The 20,331-nt window shown below is 69.7% G+C and carries 14 protein-coding genes and 1 pseudogene; 7 read left to right on the top strand and 8 right to left on the bottom strand.

Annotated elements, in window-relative coordinates:
• Together ACQZ13_RS16180 and ACQZ13_RS16175 are read left to right on the top strand one after the other, a co-directional pair.
• Positions 1 to 3,168: an efflux RND transporter permease subunit gene (locus tag ACQZ13_RS16180; RefSeq protein WP_431046141.1), complete on the top strand. Its 3,168-nt coding sequence runs from the start codon at positions 1 to 3 to the stop codon at positions 3,166 to 3,168.
• A complete protein-coding gene (locus tag ACQZ13_RS16175) occupies positions 3,165 to 4,628 on the top strand; it encodes an efflux transporter outer membrane subunit (protein WP_431046139.1) in 1,464 nt (487 codons plus the stop codon). The genes ACQZ13_RS16180 and ACQZ13_RS16175 overlap by 4 nt, the downstream gene beginning before the upstream one ends.
• 47 nt (positions 4,629 to 4,675) lie before the next feature.
• Here ACQZ13_RS16175 and ACQZ13_RS16170 read toward each other — a convergent pair whose 3' ends face one another.
• Positions 4,676 to 4,942, bottom strand: coding sequence for a hypothetical protein (locus tag ACQZ13_RS16170; RefSeq protein WP_431046137.1), 267 nt, complete (start codon positions 4,940 to 4,942; stop codon positions 4,676 to 4,678).
• A gap of 273 nt (positions 4,943 to 5,215) precedes the next feature.
• Here ACQZ13_RS16170 and ACQZ13_RS16165 point away from each other — a divergent pair, with 273 nt between their 5' ends.
• Positions 5,216 to 6,139 (top strand): spherulation-specific family 4 protein, encoded by a 924-nt coding sequence (locus tag ACQZ13_RS16165; RefSeq protein WP_431046135.1) that lies wholly within the window; start codon positions 5,216 to 5,218, stop codon positions 6,137 to 6,139.
• Positions 6,140 to 6,260: 121 nt separating this feature from the next.
• On the top strand, positions 6,261 to 8,324 hold the full coding sequence (locus ACQZ13_RS16160) for an alpha/beta fold hydrolase (RefSeq protein ID WP_431046133.1): 2,064 nt from the start codon (positions 6,261 to 6,263) through the stop codon (positions 8,322 to 8,324).
• A 170-nt stretch (positions 8,325 to 8,494) separates the two neighbouring features.
• On the opposite strand, the gene ACQZ13_RS16155 is transcribed toward ACQZ13_RS16160, so the two are convergent.
• On the bottom strand, positions 8,495 to 10,135 hold the full coding sequence (locus ACQZ13_RS16155; RefSeq protein ID WP_431046131.1) for a glycoside hydrolase family 64 protein: 1,641 nt from the start codon (positions 10,133 to 10,135) through the stop codon (positions 8,495 to 8,497).
• Positions 10,136 to 10,517: 382 nt separating this feature from the next.
• On the opposite strand from ACQZ13_RS16155, the gene ACQZ13_RS16150 reads away from it, so the two are divergent.
• Positions 10,518 to 11,786, top strand: a complete 1,269-nt coding sequence (locus ACQZ13_RS16150) for an MFS transporter (RefSeq protein ID WP_431046129.1) — start codon at positions 10,518 to 10,520, stop codon at positions 11,784 to 11,786.
• Between the two features lie 25 nt (positions 11,787 to 11,811).
• Here the strand turns inward: ACQZ13_RS16150 and ACQZ13_RS16145 are convergent.
• The 5 genes and pseudogenes from ACQZ13_RS16145 to ACQZ13_RS16125 form a co-directional block, all read right to left on the bottom strand.
• Positions 11,812 to 12,180: pseudogene (locus ACQZ13_RS16145) on the bottom strand (DUF3526 domain-containing protein); the annotation flags it as partial.
• Positions 12,181 to 13,085: 905 nt separating this feature from the next.
• Positions 13,086 to 14,510, bottom strand: coding sequence for a DUF3526 domain-containing protein (locus tag ACQZ13_RS16140; protein ID WP_431046127.1), 1,425 nt, complete (start codon positions 14,508 to 14,510; stop codon positions 13,086 to 13,088).
• Positions 14,507 to 15,325 (bottom strand): ABC transporter ATP-binding protein, encoded by an 819-nt coding sequence (locus tag ACQZ13_RS16135; protein ID WP_431046125.1) that lies wholly within the window; start codon positions 15,323 to 15,325, stop codon positions 14,507 to 14,509. Before ACQZ13_RS16135 ends, ACQZ13_RS16140 begins: the two co-directional genes overlap by 4 nt.
• Positions 15,325 to 17,532, bottom strand: coding sequence for a TonB-dependent receptor (locus tag ACQZ13_RS16130; protein WP_431046123.1), 2,208 nt, complete (start codon positions 17,530 to 17,532; stop codon positions 15,325 to 15,327). Before ACQZ13_RS16130 ends, ACQZ13_RS16135 begins: the two co-directional genes overlap by 1 nt.
• Before the next feature lie 115 nt (positions 17,533 to 17,647).
• Positions 17,648 to 18,073 carry a DUF2946 family protein gene (locus ACQZ13_RS16125; RefSeq protein WP_431046121.1) on the bottom strand — a complete coding sequence of 142 codons (426 nt, stop codon included), beginning with the start codon at positions 18,071 to 18,073 and terminating at the stop codon, positions 17,648 to 17,650.
• 139 nt (positions 18,074 to 18,212) lie between these two features.
• On the opposite strand from ACQZ13_RS16125, the gene ACQZ13_RS16120 reads away from it, so the two are divergent.
• A complete protein-coding gene (locus ACQZ13_RS16120) occupies positions 18,213 to 19,178 on the top strand; it encodes a GlxA family transcriptional regulator (protein WP_431053256.1) in 966 nt (321 codons plus the stop codon).
• 64 nt (positions 19,179 to 19,242) lie between these two features.
• Here ACQZ13_RS16120 and ACQZ13_RS16115 read toward each other — a convergent pair whose 3' ends face one another.
• A complete protein-coding gene (locus ACQZ13_RS16115) occupies positions 19,243 to 19,533 on the bottom strand; it encodes a hypothetical protein (RefSeq protein ID WP_431046119.1) in 291 nt (96 codons plus the stop codon).
• Between the two features lie 147 nt (positions 19,534 to 19,680).
• Between ACQZ13_RS16115 and ACQZ13_RS16110 the strand changes: the two genes are divergently transcribed.
• Positions 19,681 to 20,331 (top strand): GNAT family N-acetyltransferase, encoded by a 651-nt coding sequence (locus tag ACQZ13_RS16110; protein WP_431046117.1) that lies wholly within the window; start codon positions 19,681 to 19,683, stop codon positions 20,329 to 20,331.

Raw genomic sequence — 20,331 nt, 5'->3', positions numbered from 1 at the left:
ATGGCCTCGTTCTTCATCGACCGGCCCATCTTCGCGTGGGTCATCGCGATCGTGATCATGCTGGCGGGCGCCGCCGCGGTGCGCATCCTGCCGCTGGAACGCTACCCCGACATCGCGCCCACCCGCATCTCCATCAACACCAGCTACCCGGGCGCGGCCGCCAAGGCCATCGAGGACTCGGTGACGCAGGTCATCGAGCAGAACCTCAAGGGCATCGACGGCCTGTTCTCGATCGAGTCCAGCAGCAACGCCTCCGGCGGCGCCAGCACGGTGCTGAGCTTCGTCGCCGGCACGGATCCGGACCTGGCGCAGATGCAGGTCCAGAACAAGGTCTCGCAGTCGCTGTCGCGGCTGCCGCAGGCGGTGCAGGCGCAGGGCGTGCGCGTGACCAAGGCGGGCACCGAGAACCTGATGGTCATCATGCTGACCAGCGACAACCCGGCGGTGACCTCCGCCGACCTGGGCGACTACCTGTCCAGCACGCTGGTCGACATCGTCAGTCGCATCGAGGGCGTGGGCGACGTCAACGTCTTCGGCTCCGGCTATGCGATGCGCATCTGGCTGAACCCGGCGCAGCTGCAGCGCTACGCGCTGGTCCCGGGCGACATCCGCAGCGCGCTGCTGGCGCAGAACACCGAGGTCTCGGCCGGCCAGCTCGGCGCCCAGCCGGCGCCCGAGGGCCAGCGCCTGACGGCCATCATCACCGCGCGCGCCAAGCTCACCACGGCCGAGCAGTTCCGCAACATCGTGCTGCGCGTGCAGCCCGACGGCTCCGCGCTGAAGCTGGGCGACGTCGCCCGCGTGGAGCTGGGTCGCGACAGCTACACCACCAACGTCAAGAGCACCGGTCAGACGGCAGCGGGCATGGCCATCCTGCCGGCCAGCGGCGCGAACGCGCTCAAGACCGCGGAGCTGGTGAAGGCCAAGCTGGCGGAGCTCGAACCCTTCTTCCCGCACGGGATGAAGTCGACCATCACCTACGACACGACGCCGTTCATCAGCGTGTCCATCGAGGGCGTGGTGCACACGCTGGTCGAGGCGATGGTGCTGGTCGTGGCGATCATGTACCTGTTCATGCAGAACCTGCGCGCGACGCTGGTGCCGGCGATCGCCGTGCCGGTCGTGCTGCTGGGCACCTTCGGCGTGCTGGCGGTGGCGGGGTACTCGATCAACTCGCTGACGATGTTCGGGCTGGTGCTGGCCATCGGGCTGCTGGTGGACGATGCGATCGTCGTGGTCGAGAACGTCGAGCGCCTGATGCGCGAGGAGGGCATGAGCCCGCGCGACGCGACCCGCGAGAGCATGAAGGAGATCAGCGGCGCGCTGGTCGGCATCGCGGTCGTGCTGTCGGCGGTGTTCATCCCGATGGCCTTCTTCGGCGGCTCGACCGGCATCATCTACCGCCAGTTCTCGATCACGGTGGTGAGCGCGATGATCCTGTCGGTGCTGGTGGCGATGAGCCTGTCGCCGGCGCTGTGCGCGACGCTGCTCAAGCCCGTGCACAAGGGCGAGCATGCGGCGCACGGCGGGCCGTTCGGCAAGCAGCTGGACTGGTTCTTCGGCGGCTTCAACCGCCAGTTCGACAAGTTCAGCGACCGCTACACGGCGCGCGTGCGCTGGCTGACGGCGCGCGGCGTGCGCAGTTTCCTCGTCTATCTGCTGCTGATCGGCGGGATGGCGCTGCTGTACAAGTCGCTGCCGACCTCCTTCCTGCCGGACGAGGACCAGGGCAGCCTGCAGATGCAGGTCCGCATGGCGCCGGGCGCCACGGCCGAGCGCATGGAAGCGGTCGCGCAGGCGATGGAGGCCTACCTGGGCGAGCAGAAGGAAGTGCAGTTCTACAACCTCGTGCGCGGCGCCAACGGCGACCAGGGCTCGGGGCAGGGTTTCATCCGGCTGACCGACTGGAAGGAGCGGCCCGAGAAGGCGCAGGGCGCCGCGGCGCTGGCCGAGCGCTTCAGCCGCGAACTGGGCAAGAAGATCCGGGACGCCAACATCTTCATCGTGCAGCCGCCGACGGTGCGCGGCCTTGGCGGCAGCTCCGGCATCCAGCTCTTCCTGCAGGACCTGGGCGGCGTCGGCAGCGAGGCGCTGGCCGAGGCGCGCGAGCGCCTGATCGACGAGGCCAACAAGCATCCCGAGCTGGCGCGCGCGCGCATCAACAGCCTGACCGAGACGCCGCAGCTGCAGATCAACATCGACGACCACAAGGCGGGCACGCTGGGCGTGGCGACGACGACGATCAACGACACGCTGTCGATCGCGCTGGGCAGCAGCTACGTCAACGACTTCATCGACCGCGGCCGCGTGAAACGCGTGCTGGTGCAGGGCGAGGGCGCCTACCGCGCCGATCCCGACGCGCTGCGCCACTGGTACGTGCGCAACGCCAGCGGCGCGATGGTCTCGTTCAACGCCTTCGCCACGGCGACCTGGCAGAACGGCCCGCGCCAGCTGGTCCGCTACAACGGCAGCGCGGCGTATGAAATCCAGGCCGACGTACCGCCGGGCGTGAGCTCGGGCGCGGCGATGAAGGCGATGGAATCCATCCTGCGCGAGATGCCTCCGGGCGTCGGCTTCGAGTGGTCCGGCCGCAGCTACCAGGAGCGGCTCTCGGGCGACCAGGCGCCGATGCTGTATGCCGTGTCGGTGCTGTTCATCTTCCTGTGCCTGGCGGCCCTGTACGAGAGCTGGTCCGTGCCGTTCAGCGTGATGCTGGTGGTGCCGCTGGGCATCATTGGCGCGCTCGCGGCCAGCCACCTCGGCGGGCAGCAGAACGATGTGTTCTTCCAGGTCGGGTTGCTGACGACGGTGGGTCTTTCGGCGAAGAACGCGATCCTGATCGTGGAGTTCGCCGAGACCTTGCGCGGGCAGGGGATGAGCGTGCTGGAGGCGACCTTGAAGGCGTGCCGGCAGCGATTGCGGCCCATCCTGATGACTTCGCTGGCCTTCATGATGGGCGTGCTGCCGCTGGCCTTCGCGAGCGGCGCGGGCTCGGGCTCGCAACGCGCCATCGGCGTCGGCGTGCTCGGCGGCATGGGCAGCGCGACGCTGCTGGGGATCTTCTTCGTGCCTCTGTTCTATCTGTGGGTGAAGCAGCGCTTCAGCCGGGCCAAGCACGTTGAACCGACTCCGGACGATGCAGCCAAGGCGTCGGAGGTGAAGGCATGAAGACCGTCGCCCTCCTGCCGCTGCTGTTGGGCCTGAGCGCCTGCGGCAGCCTCGTTCCGAGCACCGACACACCGCGTCCCCCGCTTCGGGAAGACTTCCGTCCGAAGGCGGCATCGGCCGCCGAGCCAGCGCCTTCTGCCCCCGCGGCCTCGCACGAGTGGCGCGGCTTCTTCGCCGATGCGCGACTGGACGAGGTGGTCGCGACGGCGCTCGACCAGAACCGCAGCCTGCGCGCGAGCGCGGCCGCCGTCGAGCGCGTGCGGGCGCAGTACCGCGTGACCGCGGCAGACCGTCTGCCGGAGATCGGCGTCGGCGCGTCCGCGACGCGCCAGCGCACGATCAACGGCGAAGGCGCGACGACGACCTACGGCGTCAACCTCGGCCTGGCCAGCTACGAGATCGATCTCTTCAACCGCCTGGGCAGCCTGGAAGGCGCGGCGCTGTCGCGCTTCCTCGCCGAGCAGGAGACGCAGCGCAGCGCGCGGCTGAGCCTGGCCGCAGAGGTCGCGACCGCGTGGTTGTCGCTGGCGGCGGCGCAGCAACGCCTGGCCCTCAACCAGGAATTGCGCGACAGCCAGCAGCGGTCGCTGGACCTGGCGGAGCGTCAGTACGCGCTGGGCGCGGCTTCCGGACTCGATCGTGCACGTGCGCGCACGGCCTTCGAATCCGCGCGCGGCGACGCGGCGGAAAGCGTGGGCGCAGTGACGCAGGCGCGACTCCAGCTGGAGCTGCTCGTCGGTCAGCCGCTGCCGGATCGGCTGCTGCCGACCGCGCAGGAGGCGCAAGGCGCAACGAGCCTATCCAACGCCTCCAACGCCTCGAACGGTTCAAGCGCTTCGGGCGCTGCGACGGCCTCGGGCGTGACGGCGTTGCCGGCCATCCCCGGCGGCCTGCCCGCCGAGGTGCTGCTGCAGCGTCCCGACCTGCGCGCAGCCGAGCAGCGCCTGCGTGCGGCGGCCTTCGACGTCGGTGCGGCGCGCGCGGCGCGCTTCCCGCGCCTGACGCTGACGGCCAGCGCCGGCACGCGCAGTCCCGATCTGGACGGCCTCTTCAAGAGCGGCAGCGGCGTGTGGAGCATCGTGCCGCAGATCGATCTGCCGATCTTCGACGGCGGCCAGCGCCGCGCGCAGGTCGAGGTCAGCGAGGCCAGCCGGCGGGAGGCGCTGGCGGGCTACGAGTCCGCGCTGCAATCGGCCTTCCGCGAAGTCGCGGATGCGCTGGCGGTGCGCGACCAGCTCGCGGAGCGGCTGGATGCGCAACAGGCGCAGGTCGATGCGGCGGAGCAGTCGCAACGTCTGGCTGAACGCAGCTACCGCCTCGGCGGCAGCAGCCAGCTGGAATTGCTCGACGCGCAACGTCAGTTGACGACGGCCAAGCGCGCGCTCGTGACGCTGCGTCAGACCGAGCAGAGCAATCGCGTGGCGTTGCTCAGGGCGCTCGGCGGCCGTTGGACGCAATGACGGTGCAATGACGGCGCAGTGATGGCGCCGTGCGCCGGGGTGGGGGCTCAGCGCCCCGACTTCGGCGACGCCTCGCCCTGGAGCAGCGCGGTGAGCAGGCACTCGATGAAGCCGTCGCAGTTGCTGCTCGCGCGGGCGCGGTCGCTGCGGTCCTGTGCGGCACCGCTCGCCTGACGCGCACCGGCGCGTTGCAGGTCGATCGAGGCCTGCTGTTCGCGGGCGGCGGTTTCCCCGGAATGCGTGGCGCAGCCGGTGCTCAGCGCGGCGGCGATCGCCAGCATGAAGGGCAGGCCGAGGCGGCGGGTGATGGTCATCTGTTGCTCCCTGGATTCGTGTGCGTGCGCGCCCGTTCTTGTGGGTGTGGAGACGGTCGGGAGACCGTGTTCGAGCGCGACAGCGGCGAAGTATTCCTCAAGCGCCGGAGGTCTGCAGGAGCGCGTGGCGGTGATTTTCGCTTTCGAATAAATCGAAAATAAAGCTTTCGATTTATGTTGTAAGGAAAGAAAAAAACGTGGCGTAAACGATATTCGAAAGAATTCGGTGACTTTCTAGACTGGCCTGGTCATTCACCACGACCAGGGGACTTCATGAAGCAAGCCACGCGTCCGAACGCCAGGTTCAACTCGGCGTTCAACACGTTCACCCGTCTTTCCGCCGTCGTCGCGCTGGCCGGCGCGGCCGCCGGATTCGCGACCACGGCCGCGGCGGCGCCGACCGGTTTCGGCCTGATCGCCTACTGGGGCGAGACCGCCAGCACCTACGGCGGCCAGGTGCCCTCGGGCAGCTACGTCGTCATCAATCCCAACAGCGGGGCGCAGGGACTGAGCGCGAGCCAGGTGACCAACTGGAAGGCGGTCATCGCCAACATCCGCGCGCAGGGCGGCAAGGTGCTGGGCTACGTGCCGACCGGCTACGACCGCAACACCGCGGACGAACTCGCGCGCTACAACGCGATTCCCGCCGAGCTCTCGGCCTACAAGAACACGCTGGGCGGCGTGGACGGTTTCTTCTTCGACGAGGCCGCGCACGACGACGCCGCGCTGAGCGACGCGCAGAAGTGCAGCGGCACGCCGTCGAAGTGGGCCAACGTGCGTTCGATGGTGTCGGGCTCGGGCGCGGGCGGCATCAAGGTCTGGAACGCGGGCTGGCCGGGCGCGAGCGGCTGCTTCGTCAGCGCGGCGCAATCCGGCGAGCACATCGTGATGTACGAGGCCGCGTACGCCGACTACCTCAACGGCGCAAGCTGGCTCAACGGCGACGTGCAGAACCTGGCGACCTCGCTCAACGTCAAGACCTGGCTCCTGATCCACTCCGCGACGCAGGCGCAGATGCAGGCGACGCTGCGCGGCACGACGGCCAACTACGTCTACGTGACCAGCATGACCTACAACCCCAGCCTGCCGTGGGGCGGGCCGATCTGGAACTACACGCCGACGTATTGGGGCAACGACACGACCAGCGGGACGGAGCGCTGGTGCCTGAAGAGCTTGAAGAGCGGCGGCAGCTGCTAACGCTGCCTTAACACGTCCACGAGTCCCTCTCTCTCATGGATCGACCCGGTGCCGGCGCCGGGCGATCTCCCCAAGAATGCGCGCATTCAAAAAAGCGTTTCTTGGAATGAGGGAGAGAGGAATGAATCAATCTCGTCGGCGGCGCCTTGCCGCCTGGGCGCATGCGTCCGTGTGTGTGGCGATCGGCACGCTAGGATTGATGAACGGGGCCGCGAACGCGCAGGCGGCACAACCCGCTGCGGCTGCTGCGGCCGCAGCGGCGAACAAGGGCGCTCCGCCCTCGATCGCCGATTTCTTCCGCGATCCGATGATGCGGCGTCCCAAGATCTCGCCGGACGGCCGCGCCATCGCGCTGGTCGTCAGCAGCGCGCAGCACGATCGCAGCGCGCTCGCGGTGATCGAGCTGGACCAGGGCGGCCGCGCCACGCAGGTCGCCAGCTTCGTCGATTCCGACATCGCGCGCTTCGACTGGGTCGGCAGCAACCGCCTCGTCTTCACGTCCGGCAAGGACCAGGCGGGCAAGCGCAGCGACTACAACACCGCGGGCCTGTGGACCGTCAAGCGCGACGGCTCCGAACGCCGCCAGCTGATCATGACCCGCTACGCGCAAGGGCAGACCGGCGAGACGCGCGTCATCTCGCGGGCGCTGCCCTACGAATGGGTTTTCCTCGGCACGCCGGACGACGACACCGGCGAGGTCATCGTCGGCTACGGCCGGTACGACGCGCGCGGCGATCTGAAGTCGGTGCAGCTGGCGCGCCTCAACGTCGAGACGCAGCAGCGCCGCATGCTGGACACCAAGTCCCCCGAGAACGCCGTCGGCTGGAACCTCGACCCCGTCGGCGAACCGTGGGCGCTGAAGACGCGCGATGAGGACCGCGAGGCCCTCTACTTCAAGACGGCCGACGGCACCTGGACGCTGGCGCAGGAGGGCAACTACGTCACCTCGCCGACCGTCACGCCGCTGGCGTCCGACGGCCGCGACCTCCGTCTGGTCATCAGCAGCTCATCGGGCACCGACGCGCTGTATCGCATCGATCCCAAGACCCTGAAGAAGGAGGCCGAGCCGCTGGTGTCGCTGGCGGGCTTCGACTTCGACGGCGAAGCCGTCTTCGACGCGGAAAGCCGGCGCCTGCTCGGCCTGCACTTCGTCAGCGACGCGCCCAACACGCACTGGTTCGATGCGACGCTCAAGCAGATGCAGGCCAACGTCGACGGCGCGCTGCCCGGGCGCATCAACACGCTGCAATGCCGGCGCTGCCTCAAGACAGGTCGCGTGCTGGTGACTTCGATGTCGGACACGCAGCCGGAGGAATACTTCTTCTACGACCACGCCGCGAAGAAGCTGAGCTCGATCGGCGCGTCGCGCCCGTGGATACGCGCCGCCGACATGGCGCACGTCGAGCAGAGCCGCATCGTCGCGCGCGACGGGCTGGAGATCCCGGTGACGGTCACGATGCCGCGCGGCAAGGCGGATGGACCGCGTCCGGCGGTGGTGCTGGTGCACGGCGGTCCGTTCGTGCGCGGCACCACCTGGGGCTGGAAGGCGGAGGCGCAGTTCCTGGCCTCGCGCGGCTACGTCGTCATCGAGCCCGAATTCCGCGGCAGCTACGGCTACGGGAGCAAGCTGTTCCGGGCAGGCATGAAGCAGTGGGGCGAAGGCATGATCGACGATCTCAGCGATGCGCTGGCGTGGGCGGTCAAGCAGGGCTGGGTCGACGCGAAGCGCGTCTGCATCGCCGGCGCGAGCTATGGCGGCTACGCGACCCTGATGGGCCTGATCAAGGACCCGGGCCAGTACCGCTGCGGCGTGAGCTGGGCCGGCGTCACCGACCTCGACTACCTGTTCAGCCTGGACTGGAGCGATGAGAGCGAAGCGGGACGTCGATACGGCCTGCCGGCGCTGGTCGGCGATCGGGTGAAGGACGCCGAGATGCTGCGTCGCACCTCGCCGCTGCGCCGCGCCGCCGACCTGAAGGCGCCAGTGCTGCTGGCCCACGGCTATGACGATCGCCGCGTGCCCATCGACCACGCGTCGGACTTCCGCCGCGCGCTCGACAAGGCAGGGCACACGGACCTCGAATACGTCACCTACGAGGGCGAAGGCCACGGCTGGCGCAAGCTGTCGACGGAGGTCGATTTCTACGGGCGGATGGAGCGCTTCCTGGCGAAGCATCTCCAATAAGGAAAAAGGCCTCGCCGGGAGGCGAGGCCTTTCAACTGCGGGAGGCCAGGCGCGGGCACTCCACGGCGCAGGGGGCGTCCCTCCGGGAACCCCCAGCACCATTCCGGCCCCACTCACAGCCGCAGACTGCGGACCGAGATCTGCGGGGGCAGGTGTTGCGCTGGTGCGGCTTACCAGCCGATCGTGTACGTCACCGTCGTCGGCGCGTTCGTGTGCAGGGACGGGCTGAAGCCGCCGACGTCGTCGTAGGCGAAGCCGTATGCCAGGCCGTAGCCGTTGGCAGCGCCTTCCGTGCCCTTGATCGAGTGGTCATGCCAGAACTTGGCGAACCAGTTGCCGCGCGTGCCGGCCGGGTAGAAGGCCGCCGGACGGTACCAGTCCGCCGGCGTCGCCAGCACGTGGCGGTTCAGCGCCGCGCACACCTGCGCCTGGATCTGCAGCTGGATCGACTTCGCCGCGTCGGCCGGCGTGTCGACCTGGAAGCTGCCGTCGGGCTTGCGCGGATCGTCCAGCTTGCCCGCACCCAGGAACACCTCGGCCGTGTTGGGCTTGCCGTTGATGTAGTACGTGCCGTTGGAACGCCCGCCGGTGAAGACGAAGCGGTTGGTGCTGCCGTCCACGCGACCGCGGAAGGTGCCCAGGTTGTCCAGCGTGAAGACCAGGTCCTGCGTCTTGAAACGGTTCCACATGTCGCCGATGTAGCCGTCCAGGTAGGCACCGTTCACGTCGCCCGGGCGGAAGCTCGCATGCGCAGGCGCCAGGATGCGGGTACGGTAAGGGACGTTCGGGAAGTTGGGATCCGCCAGGCTGCGGAACTCGACCGGCACTTCCTGCTGGAACTTGGTGAACAGCGCATCGCGCGATTCGGTCAGCGGCTCTCCCACCGTCTTGTCGTAGCCGCCCAGACCCTGCACGCGCAGCTTCAGCGGGAAGCCGAAATGGTCCACGCGCGTGGTGTTGATGAAGATGCCCTGGTCCGGCTGGCCCTTGGGAATGAGCGCGAATTCACCGAAGTCGAAGATGACGTCCAGGTTGGGATCGCTCGAGTTTTCGATGTTGGCGCCGGCGTAGGCGATGTTGCCCGCGCCGTCGGTGTTGACCTCGATGAACATGGGGCTGCCGACCGACATCAGCACGCGCGCCGAGTTCACCGGCGGGATCGTGATCTGCTTCGTCTGCGACAGCGGGAAGAAGTAGTTGGCGTACTTGCGGCCGTTCTTCGTCACCGTGTTGTCGGACAGGCGCATGGGCACGACGTTGCCGCCGGCGTCCACGTGCACGAACTCGCCCGTCTGCCAGCTCTTGCCGATGATGGCCCAGTACACCTGCGAATCGGGCCAGCGGCCGTTGGTCGCGTTCTCGATCTTGAAGGTGGTCCTGGCGTTCCAGTCGGCCGGGTTGCCCGGATTCCCTGGATTGCCCGGATTGGTCGGCGTGCCCGGATCGGTCGTGCCGCCGCCGGCCGTGACCGTCGCGGTGAAGCGCGCGCTGTCATAGGCCGGGTTGCCGTTGTTGTAGGTGAACCAGTAGTCCACGCGGGTGCCCAGGGGCGCGCCGGGCAGTGTCAGCTCGTAGCGCGCCGCGCCGCCGTTGAAGGGCATGCGCAGGTTCTGCTGCGCACCGCCGTTGAGCTGGTAATGCGCGTCGACCCAGGTGGTCGCGACGTTGGACTTGAACCAGAGCGAGGCCTGGCTGCCGTTGTACGCGACGCCGTGCGAGAAGCTCGCGTTGGTCTGCGCCTGCGTGGGCACGCTGACGCTCAGCACCAGGAAGGCCAGGCAGGCGCCCAGCCAGGAGAGGAGACGATTCATGAAGGCTCCAAGAGGTTTCGATGGTGTGCTGGAGGCACCGATCGACGCAGTCCGTGGAACGTTCTGCGACGCTCCAACGGGTCCGCGACTTCTCTCCTGCGCCAACCATCCTAGGGAAAAGCCGTGGATTCTGAAAGCGCTTTCACCATTTCGAGGTATGCGATTGCAACGGCTTGAAAGCGGCGGACCGGCCACGGTCCCTGCAGTCATGGCGTGAGGACCGGTGCGAACAACGGGCGGACCGACAAGGCGGAAGAGGGCGCAAGAGGCTTGAAATGGGGGCTGCGGGCGAAGAGCGCCGCCCGCTGGTACGGACCTCGCTTATCGTCATGGCCGCCTTTTTCCGCTTGCCCGCAGCCGATCCAAGCCCGATTCACGCCCGATGTCGACACCTTCCGCAACGTCTGAAGCCGAGTTCTCCTTCCGCAAGATCGCCGTGCCGGCGTTCGGGCCGTCGATGTTGTTCGGACTGGGCGAGGGCGCGATCCTGCCGATCGTGCCGCTGATGGCGCGGGACCTGGGCGCGTCGGTGTCGATGGCGGCCTTCGTGGTGACGCTGATCGGGCTGGGCTCGCTGCTCAACAACATCCCCGCGTCGGTGATCACCATGCGCTGGGGCGAGCGCTGGGCGATCGTCGCGGCGGGCGTCTGGAGCGCCCTGGGCATGGCGCTGGCCGTGCTGCTGCCCGGCGTGCTGGCGCTGGGCATCGGCTGCTTCATGGTGGGCATGTCCCAGGCCGTCTACAACCTGGCGCGCCAGAGTTACCTGACCGAGGCCGTCCCGGCCGCCTACCGGGCGCGGGCGCTGTCCACGCTGGGCGGCGTGATGCGGATCGGCATGTTCATCGGTCCGTTCCTGTCGGCGGCGGCCGTGCACGCCTTCGGGCTGCAGGCCGCCTTCGGCGTGGGCATCGCGGGCGTGCTGGCCGCGGCGGCCATCGGCGCGCGGCTGCCGGACCTGGAGGCGCCGCCGCATCCCGCGGGCGGCGCCGCGCCGGCGCCGGTCTCGCTGAAGTCCATCGTGGCCGACCACCGCAAGGTCTTCCTGACGCTGGGCCTGGGCGTGATGCTGGTCAGCGCCGTGCGCGCGTCGCGGCAGGCGGTGATCCCGCTGTGGGCGGACCACCTGATGCTGGCGCCGGCGGTGACCTCGCTGATCTACGGCATCTCCGGCGGCATCGAGATGCTGCTGTTCTACCCGGCCGGCCGCGTGATGGACCTGAAGGGCCGCCGCTGGGTGGCCGTGCCGTCGATGGCCATCATCGGCATGGCGCTGCTGGCGATGCCGTTCACCGTCGGCTTCACGACGCTGCTGATCGCCGCGACCGCGATCGGTTTCGGCAACGGCATCGGCTCGGGCCTGATCATGACGCTGGGCGCCGACCACGCGCCGCGCCACGGCCGCGCCTACTTCCTCGCGGTGTGGCGCTTCCTGTCCGACGTCGGCGGATCCTGCGGACCCGCGCTGCTGTCGGCGCTGGTGGCGACGGCGTCCCTGGCCGGCGGCATCGCGGTCACGGGCTTGCTGGCGATGCTGGCGGCGACGCTGCTGGGGATGTGGATCCCGGCGCGGAACGCGGGGACGTCCGCGGCGTCGGGAACGACGGGATCGGCGGGAACGTCGGCAAGGCCGCCAGCGCCTCCGCGCTGATCCCGCGCCGGTCCATCACGGGCGGGACGAGGGCGTCCCGCCAGCGATCCTCGAAGGCGTCGACCTCGCGCAGGTAGCGGACGTGGCTGGCGACGTCGGTGCCGGCGAGCCGTTCGCCGCGCAGCGTCAGTGCAAGTCCCGGCGACAGCCACGACCAACGCTCGATCCACGCCGCCTGCCGCAGGCGCGCGTCGTCGAAGCGCCGCATCAGCGGTCGCAGCACGCGGTCCTGGGCGAGCACCCGCGGGACGAAGCTCGCGGGCCACACCGCCGGCAGCTGCGCGGGGATCGTCGGATGTCGTCCGTACCAGTCGCGGGCGAGGGCGTCCTCGTGGACCTCGCTGTTCTGTTGCGCCTGACGGATCTGAACGATCGCGGCCAGACGGGACGGCATGGGCGCCTCGCGCTGGGCGCCCCACACCAGACCGGCGGGGACGACGAAGGTCAGCGTCAGCCACAGCCCCAACGCGGTGAGCATCGCAGCCGGTCCGGACAACGGCAGCGCGGAAAGCAGTCCGCCCAACGCGACCCATGAGCCGCAGAAAGCTGCCAGCGCGAGCGCCCAGTCTCCGACCACGGCCGCACTCCCGTCCGGATCGAGCAGCAGGGCTGGCAGCGTCGCGATCCAGGCCGTCGCCCACAGCGCGAGGAACCGCCACCCCAGCGCCGCCAGGATCACCGGCAGCATGCCGCGGCGCGCCTGCACGCGCAGCAGGCCGAGGCGGCCCTGCTCGCGCTCCTCCTGCAGCAGTCCGGCACACAACGCCAATGCGACCAGCGGCAGCAGCAGCGCCACCATCGCGGGAACGCCGGGCAGACTGCTGTCGACGAGCAGCGGGTTGCGCAACGGACCGGGCGGCCGCGCGTCGACATGCCGGCTGTCCAGCGTCGCCTTCAACTGCACCGGCAGCACGCGCAGTCGATGGCCGCCGAGCCCGAGCCCGTCGCCGACCGTCATGCGCGTCGCGCCCAGGTCTCCGCGGCCGAGCTGGTAGGTCGCCTGCGCGGCGGCGGGACCGGGTGTCGCCGCGCGGGCCTGCGCGACGGCGGCATCGATGAGCGTCGTGCGTCGCGCCTCGTCGGCCGCCGCGGCGCGTCTCCAGTCGCGGGCCTCGAAACCCGCGGACACGGCGGCGACCAGCAGCGCCAGCAGCAGCGCGCCCAAGGCAATCCATGCGAGCGGCTGTCGTCGCAATCGCATGCCTTCGGCGCGCCAGGTGTCGAGGTCGGGAATGAGGGTCGTGGGACGAAGGATCGCCGCACGAAGGTTCAAGGGGAGAGCGTTCATGAAGTGGGCGTTCATGGGACCAACCTCCGCGCGCTCAGCAGCAAGCCCGCGACCGCTGCCGCGAGCCAGAGCGCCAGCAGTCCGAGATCGGGCAGTGCCGCGCCGAAGGTGAAGCGCCACCCGGGTGGCTCGTAGGTCCACGCCGGGATCGCCCGCCACTGCGCGTCGCCCGCGTAGCGGCTCTCGAAGGAGGTGAGACCGCGCGTGGCGTCGCGGTCCCATTCGTCCATGCGCGAGGTGAAGGTCTGGCGGTATCGCTCCGCCGCTTCCTCGAAATGCCGGCGATGCGCGAGGTCCGTACCGGCCAGCGCGCCGCCGATCGCGCGCATCGGCGCGTAGGGACTGATCGCGGTGAGCGCGCGCAGCAGCGTCTGCTGGCGCAACTGCGCGGCCCACAACGCGTCGAAGTGCAGGGCATGCACGCGTGCCGCGTAGCCATCGCGGAACAAGCGGCGCGCCGCGTTCGCGCCCAGCGGCAGGTCTTCCAGGCGCGTCACGCCGTGCTGGACGAGCAGATCGGCCTCGAAGGCCTTCAGGCGTTGCTTCGCATCGCCGTCGCCCGGCAGGCCGTGCTCGATGTCGCGGCCGATGGCCGACCAGAATGCCTGGCCTGTCGGCAAGGGCGCGAGGCGTTCGACCGCCGCCGCGCCCAGACGCGGCACGAGGAACACCGCGACGACCCAGAGGCCGGTCAGCGTCAGCAGCGCGGCGCGGGAACTGCGACAGTGCGCGGAGACGATCACCGTCAGCGCGGCCCAGACGGCGCAGGAGACGAGCAGCGCGGCGCCGAGCGAGGCGCCCAGCGCGAGCGCCTCGAACGCCTTGATCGCGTCCCTTCCGTCGGCGACCAGCCAGGCGCCGAGCAGCAGTGCCGGCAGCAACACCAGCGATACGGCGGCGCACAGGCCCAGCCATTTGCCGAGGATCATGGGACGCGTCCGGAGCCCGACCGCCTGCAGCATCCGCAGCGTGCCGGATTCGCGTTCTCGCGTGACGGCGCCGTGTCCGAATACGGCGATCAGCAACGGCACCAGCGCGCTCAGCACGAACGCCGGCGTCAGGTCACCGAGACCGATCGATGGCGCGGCATCCGCCGCCGCGGCGAACATCGCCATGTTCCGCTTGTGAGGCTCCAGCCAGATCGCCTGGCCGGTCTGCGCATCGATGCCGGGCTCCACCGCCGCCAGCGGCGCGCTCGGCTTGAACGCATACAGCCCGAAGTGCGCGCCGCGGTGCGGATGCTTGTCGCCCTGGTGGTCCCATTGCGCGCGGGACGCGGTCTCGACGTCCCGTCGTTCCCGCTCGGCGGTCTCGCGCCGTTGCTGCGCCAGCGCGAGCATCGCAGCGAAGAGCAACACCAGTGCGATGCCCAGCACCCATAGCCGACCGTCGCGCAGCTGCGCGCAGGTCTCCTTCATCACGAGGGCAGCGATCATGTCGAGGTCTCCTCGACGGCACGGGGCCCGCCGCGCGCATGCTCCAGGTAGATGCGTTCGAGCTCGTCATGCGCGACGCCGCGCGCATCGAACTCCGCGACGAGGCGACCCTCGCGGAGGATGCCGATGCGGTCGGCGACCTGCAGCGCATTGAAGAGGTCGTGGGTCGCCATCAGGATCGCCATGCCGGCGTCGCGGGCGTCGAGCACCCCGCGCGCGAACTCGTTGGCCGCCGCCGGGTCGAGGCCGGAGGTCGGTTCGTCCAGCAGCATGGCGCGCGCCTGGCGCGCCTTCGCGATCGCGAGGCCGACCTTCTGCCGCATGCCCTTCGAGTACGCGGCGACGCGCTGCGAATGCGCCTCGGCCGGCAGGCCGGCGGCGGCGAGCAGGTCGCAGGCCCGGCCGAAGGCGATGCGCGATCCGGAGAGCGTGCAGAAATACTGCAGGTTCTCGATGCCGCTCAGGTACGGGTAGAGCGCGACGTTCTCCGGCAGGTAGGCGAGCCGGGCGCGCGCCGCCTGCGGATCGCGCGTGGCGTCGACGCCGTCGACCAGCGCCTGGCCGGCTGCCGCCGGCACGAAGCCGAGCAGCGCGTTGAGCGTCGTGGTCTTGCCCGCGCCGTTGCCGCCCAGCAGCGCGTACACGCAGCCGGACGGCACGCGCAGGTCCAGCGCGTCCAGCGTGACGCGCGCGCCGCGCCGCACGACGAGGCGTCGGGTTTCGAGCAGCGGGTTCGCGTCCGGCGACTGGGCGGCGCCCGTCGGCGGCGTGGCGTTCCTGCAGGGAGCGGCGTCCGTCAAAGGTGCGGCGCTCATCAGAAGAACACTTTCAACGAGGCGCCGACGGTGCTGCGCGGCACCGGCGACAGCATCAGCCCGGCGGCGCTGCCGTAGGCGATCTCGGTGCCGTAGCGGTGGGGCTGGAACACCGCGTACAGCGTCGCCTGCATCGAGGACCAGTCGTAGGTCGCGCGCAGGTCGTAGCGCGTGTAGACGGGCATCTCGCGCTCCTGAGTGGCCGGCGTTCCGACGTACCAGGGGATGCCGGCGATGTAGTAGGCATCGGCGTTCAGCGTCATCCGGCCGGCGCCGAGCGCGAAGCGGTGCTGCACGCCGCCCTTGAGCTGGCGGCCGGGCACCGACAGCTTCGCGCCGGTGTTGACCGCGGGGTTGTTCACCTTGGCTTCGAGGATGCGGCCGAGGCTGGCATAGACACTGGTCGACGCGGCGATCTGCCAGCGGGTCTCGAGCTCCACGCCCTTGCGGGTCGTCTCGCCGACCGACTTGAAGGAGCCGTCGGGCTGGCCGGTGATCTCGTCGTCGTTCTGGATGTAGTACGCGGTACCGGACGCAGTCCAGCCGGCCAGCGGCGCGGTGGTGAAACCGGCGTCGTAGGAGCGGACCTTGCTCGGGGCCACCAGGCTGATGACGCCGCCCGACGCGCCCAGCGGTCCGGTCGCGCCGCTGCTGCTGATCTGCTCGGCGGCCGGCGAGCGCATGCCTTGCGCGACGTTGGCGAACAGCTCCAGCGTCGGCAGCACCGACCACGACGCGCCCAGCTTGGGCGTCAGCACGCCCTTGCGGTAGTCGGTGCTGGCGGCCGGCAGCTTGAGGTTGTCGATGTCGTAGTCGAAGCGGTCGTAGCGCGCGCCCGCGCTCAGCTTGAGGTCGCGGACGGGACGCCACTGCGCCTGCGCGAAGACGCCGTAGGTGAGCAGGTCCAGGTCTTGCGCATTGACGTAGTTGGGCGTCGGCGCGCGGTTGACGAAGATCCGGCGCGAGGCGTCGCCGCGGTCGACGCGCGCTTCGGCGCCGACGGCGATCGCGGCGTCCTCGCCGAGGCGGAAGTTCTGCAGCACGCGGCCGCCGAAGATGTTGCGGTGATCGACGCCGACGGTGTGCGTCGTGACGTTCGAGGTGATGCCGCGCGTGCGGTCGAAGCGCTCGGCGTAGGCGGTGCCGTACCAGCCGGCGTCGCCCTCGGCGGGCGCGCGGTTCAGGACCAGGGAGGTCCGGCGCGCGTTGCCGAAGCCCGGGTTGTTGGCCTGCGTCGAGCGTGGATCGAGCCCTTTCTCCAGATCGGGCAGCAGCAGGTAGCCGGCGGCGGCGAAGTCGGCGACGTAGCGGGTGACGCGCAGGCTGTAGCGGGCGTCGCCGATGCGGGTGCCGAGCTTCCAGAAGACGGTGTCGCGGTCGGTGCGGGAGTCGCGCCGGTAGCCGTCGTTGCGGTAGAGGTCGGCGACGAGCAGCGAATCGATCTTCGGGAGCCCGCTGAGGAACGTGCTTCCCGATGCGTTGCCGGAGGCCCGATCGACGGCGCTGGCAGTGCCTCCTCCCAAGGTGTTGGAGAGCACGAGGGTCGCGCGGCGCAAGCCGTAGCGCTCGACGCTGACGCCGAGGCTGGACGGCGTCGCGGCGCCGCCGTCGCGGGTGCGGATGTCCACCGCGCCGGCGCGGTTCTGGTCGCCGTAGAGCGCGGAGATCGGTCCCTTGACGACGTCGATGCCGCCGATGAGGTCGCCGACCAGCCATTCGAGGAACACGGGGCCGTGGCCGGCGCCGCCCTGGCTGGACGGGATGTTCTGCGGCACGCCGTCGACGTAGACGGCGGTGTCGGCGCCGTGCGTGCCCTGCGTCGCGAAGCCGCGCATGCGGAAGCCGTTGCCGGTCTCGCCCTGGTCGATGTTGTTGGCCAGGACGCCCGGCACGCGGCGGAAGACGTTGGAGATGTCGCGGCCGATGTTGGTGGCGGCGATGTCGTCCTCGCTCAGGTGCTGGACGGAACCGGGCAGGGCGGTCGGCTTGAGGCTGAGCTCGTTGCGGTCGCCGGGTTGGCGGATCGTTGAGGCGGCCTTGCCGGAGACTTCTACGCGGCGCAGCGGTTGAGCGTCGGCGGGCGTGTCGGAGGCCGGAGCAGGCGCATCGGCGTGCGCGATGTCGACCGCGAAGACCAGTGCGAGGAGGAGGGCGAGGTGAGTCGGCGCGAAGGGGGTGGAGAGGGAAGAGGAACGATTCGAGTACATGAGGGAAGGCCCGGGAAGAGGAAAGTCGACGCCAAGCGCGGCCGTCACCCGGCACCGGGGGTGCGGATGAAGCCGTGAAGACGTGAGAGGTCAGGCGTCCGGAGAGGACGGGAACCTAGGCCCGGGGTGGCCCTCGAGGAGGGGCGGCCAGCTCGCAGCGGCCGGTGGGCAGGCCACAGGTCGGTGCGAGGGGCGGGGGAGACGCTTCCGCGTGGAAGCTGAAGACGAGCGGCGTGTCCGATGCGGCGAAGAGTTGCGCATGGAACAGGCACCACGCGCAGCCGTCGCCCTTGACCTCGCCGGCGCCGCTGCCGCCGTCGAGGCCGTCGGCATCGCCGTGGTCGTCGAAGGCGAATGCGTTGGCGAAGGCGTTGGGGCCGGGGTCGGAGGTCATGCCCTCACCAGAGGACGTCGTCGCGCCGACGATTTCGGCGATCGCCTGACCCGTGTGCCGGGCTTCGTGCAACGGCCACGCCAGGAGCACGCTCGCCACCAGCAGGGCGAACGTCCACAGCGTGAGGGACCGGTTGAAACGAGGCATCGGTGCGGAGGAGGGGCGGTGAAACGCGCGGCCGGCATTGTGCACCGGTCTTCGTGACGCTCCGTTGGTCATGCAGGTCCGGCGCGGCAGGTCGCCGGCTGATAGAGTCGCAAATGATGAACAACAAATGGATTGCGACATGAAGGTGTCGGTGCTCGCGCTCGAAGGCCATTTCGATACCGGCCTGGCTGTCACGCTCGATGCGCTGCGCGCGGCCAACAACCTGTCGGCCTTGCTGCCGGGTCTGGCGCCGCCGTTCGACGTGACGGTCGTGGGCGTGCGCAAGCGGGTGCGCTCCGGACAGGGGTTGACGGTGCCCGTCCAGGAGATCTCGTCGCGGTCGCGGCCGGACTGGGTCGTCCTGCCCGCGCTGGCCGCGACGACGCCCGACCGCCTGCTGCCCGCGCTCGAACGGCGCGACGTGGCCGATGCGATGGATCAGCTGCGGACCTGGCATGCGAAGGGTGTGCCGATCGGCGCGTCCTGCATCGGAACCTTCGTCGTCGCGGAGGCGGGTCTGCTCGACGGGCGCGAAGCGACGACGACCTGGTCGCTGTCGCCGCTGTTCCGGCAGCGCTACCCGAAGGTCGCGCTCGACGAATCGCGGATGCTGGTGCCGACCGATGTCGGCGTCACCGCGGGCGCGGCGATGGGGCACCTCGACCTGGCGCTGTGGCTGATCCGCAAGGCGAGTCCGGAACTGGCCGCGCTGGTGTCGCGCTATCTCCTCGCCGACATCCGCAGCCTGCAGGCGCCGTACATCATCCCGAATCACCTGGCGCAATCGGATCCGTTGATCCTCAGTTTCGAGCGCTGGGCGCGCGGGCGCCTGAAGGACGGCTTCTCGCTGCAGGATGCGGCCGGTGCGCTGGCGACGACCGCACGCACGTTGCAGCGGCGGTGCCAGGCGGTGCTGGGAAAGTCGCCGCTGGACTATTTCCAGGACCTGCGCGTCGAGCGCGCCCAATCGCTGCTGCACGGCAGCGGGCAGGACCTCGAGGCCATCGCGGCGGAGGTCGGTTATGCCGACGGCGCGACGCTGGGGACGTTGCTCCGTCAGCGACTGGGACGCGGCGTCCGCGAGCTGCGCAACGATCTGCGCTGAGCCCGCGGGAGCCGGATCGTCCCGTCCGACCGGACCTTCGACGGAACGTCCGGTCGGGCGACGATCACTTCGCCGGAATCAGCCGCGCGAGCGGCATCAGCGGCACGACGGGGCGCAGTTCATAGCTCATGAGTCCGTCGGCGACCAGCGGCAGCGCGTCCAGCGTGGCCTTGGCGTCTTCCACCGACGGGACGTCCATCAGGAAGATCGGACCGGCTTTCTCCTGGAACCAGAACTGCTCGACCTTGCCGCCGAGGTAGAGGCGGACGGTGTCGTGCACTTCGGCGGGCATGTGCGACTCGATCGCCTGCGGGGTCAGCGAGGCGGTGGGCGTGGCGATGGCGAAAACCTTCATGGTGAGCTCCTTGTCAGATCGAAGGGGTTGGACAACGAAGTGAACTCTATCGATGGCGTTCGGAGGCATGAACGGTCACAAACGACATCTTCTGAGCCGATTGCGACATCCGGATTCGTCGTCGAGCCGGGGGACTACAGTTGCGCCATGTCTGTTCCACCTGTCGACTTCCCCGCCGGCGTGCCGGCCGATCCGCCTGCGGGCTTCCGACCCGGATCCCCGCTCAAGCTGCTGCGGACCGGGCGTCTGCTGATGCGGTCTTCCACGCCCGCATTGGCCGAGGCGACGATCGCCTTCCAGTCGCGCAACCTGGCGCACTTCGCCCGCTGGGATCCGACGCGGCCGGCCGATCATTGGGAGCTCGATGTCACGCGGGCCCGTCTGGGCCGCGAGGATAAGGCCTTCGACGCGGGCACCATCTGGCGCTACTGGCTGTCGCTGGCCGAGGCGCCGGAGCGCGTGATCGGCGTGTGCGCGGTGTCCGACGTGGTGCGCGGCGTGTTCCAGAGTGCGATGCTGGGCTACAGCCTGGACGAGGGTTGCGTCGGCACAGGGCTGATGCAGGAGGCGCTGACGCATCTGATCGACGAGGTCTTCGGGCCGGCGGTGTCGCTGCATCGCCTGCAGGCGTCGGTGAGACCGGAGAACGCGCGCAGCCGTCGCGTGCTGGAGCGGCTGGGTTTCCGCCGCGAGGGCTTCAGCCCGCGTTACCTGTTCATCGACGGCGCGTGGCGCGATCACGAGACCTTCGCGCTGATCAATCCGCAGTGGGGCGAGACCCAGCGGCCGGCGACGTGA

This window comes from Roseateles sp. L2-2, from assembly GCF_050613215.1.
GTDB lineage: Bacteria > Pseudomonadota > Gammaproteobacteria > Burkholderiales > Burkholderiaceae_C > Roseateles > Roseateles noduli.
This window is presented reverse-complemented; position numbering and strand designations above follow the sequence as displayed.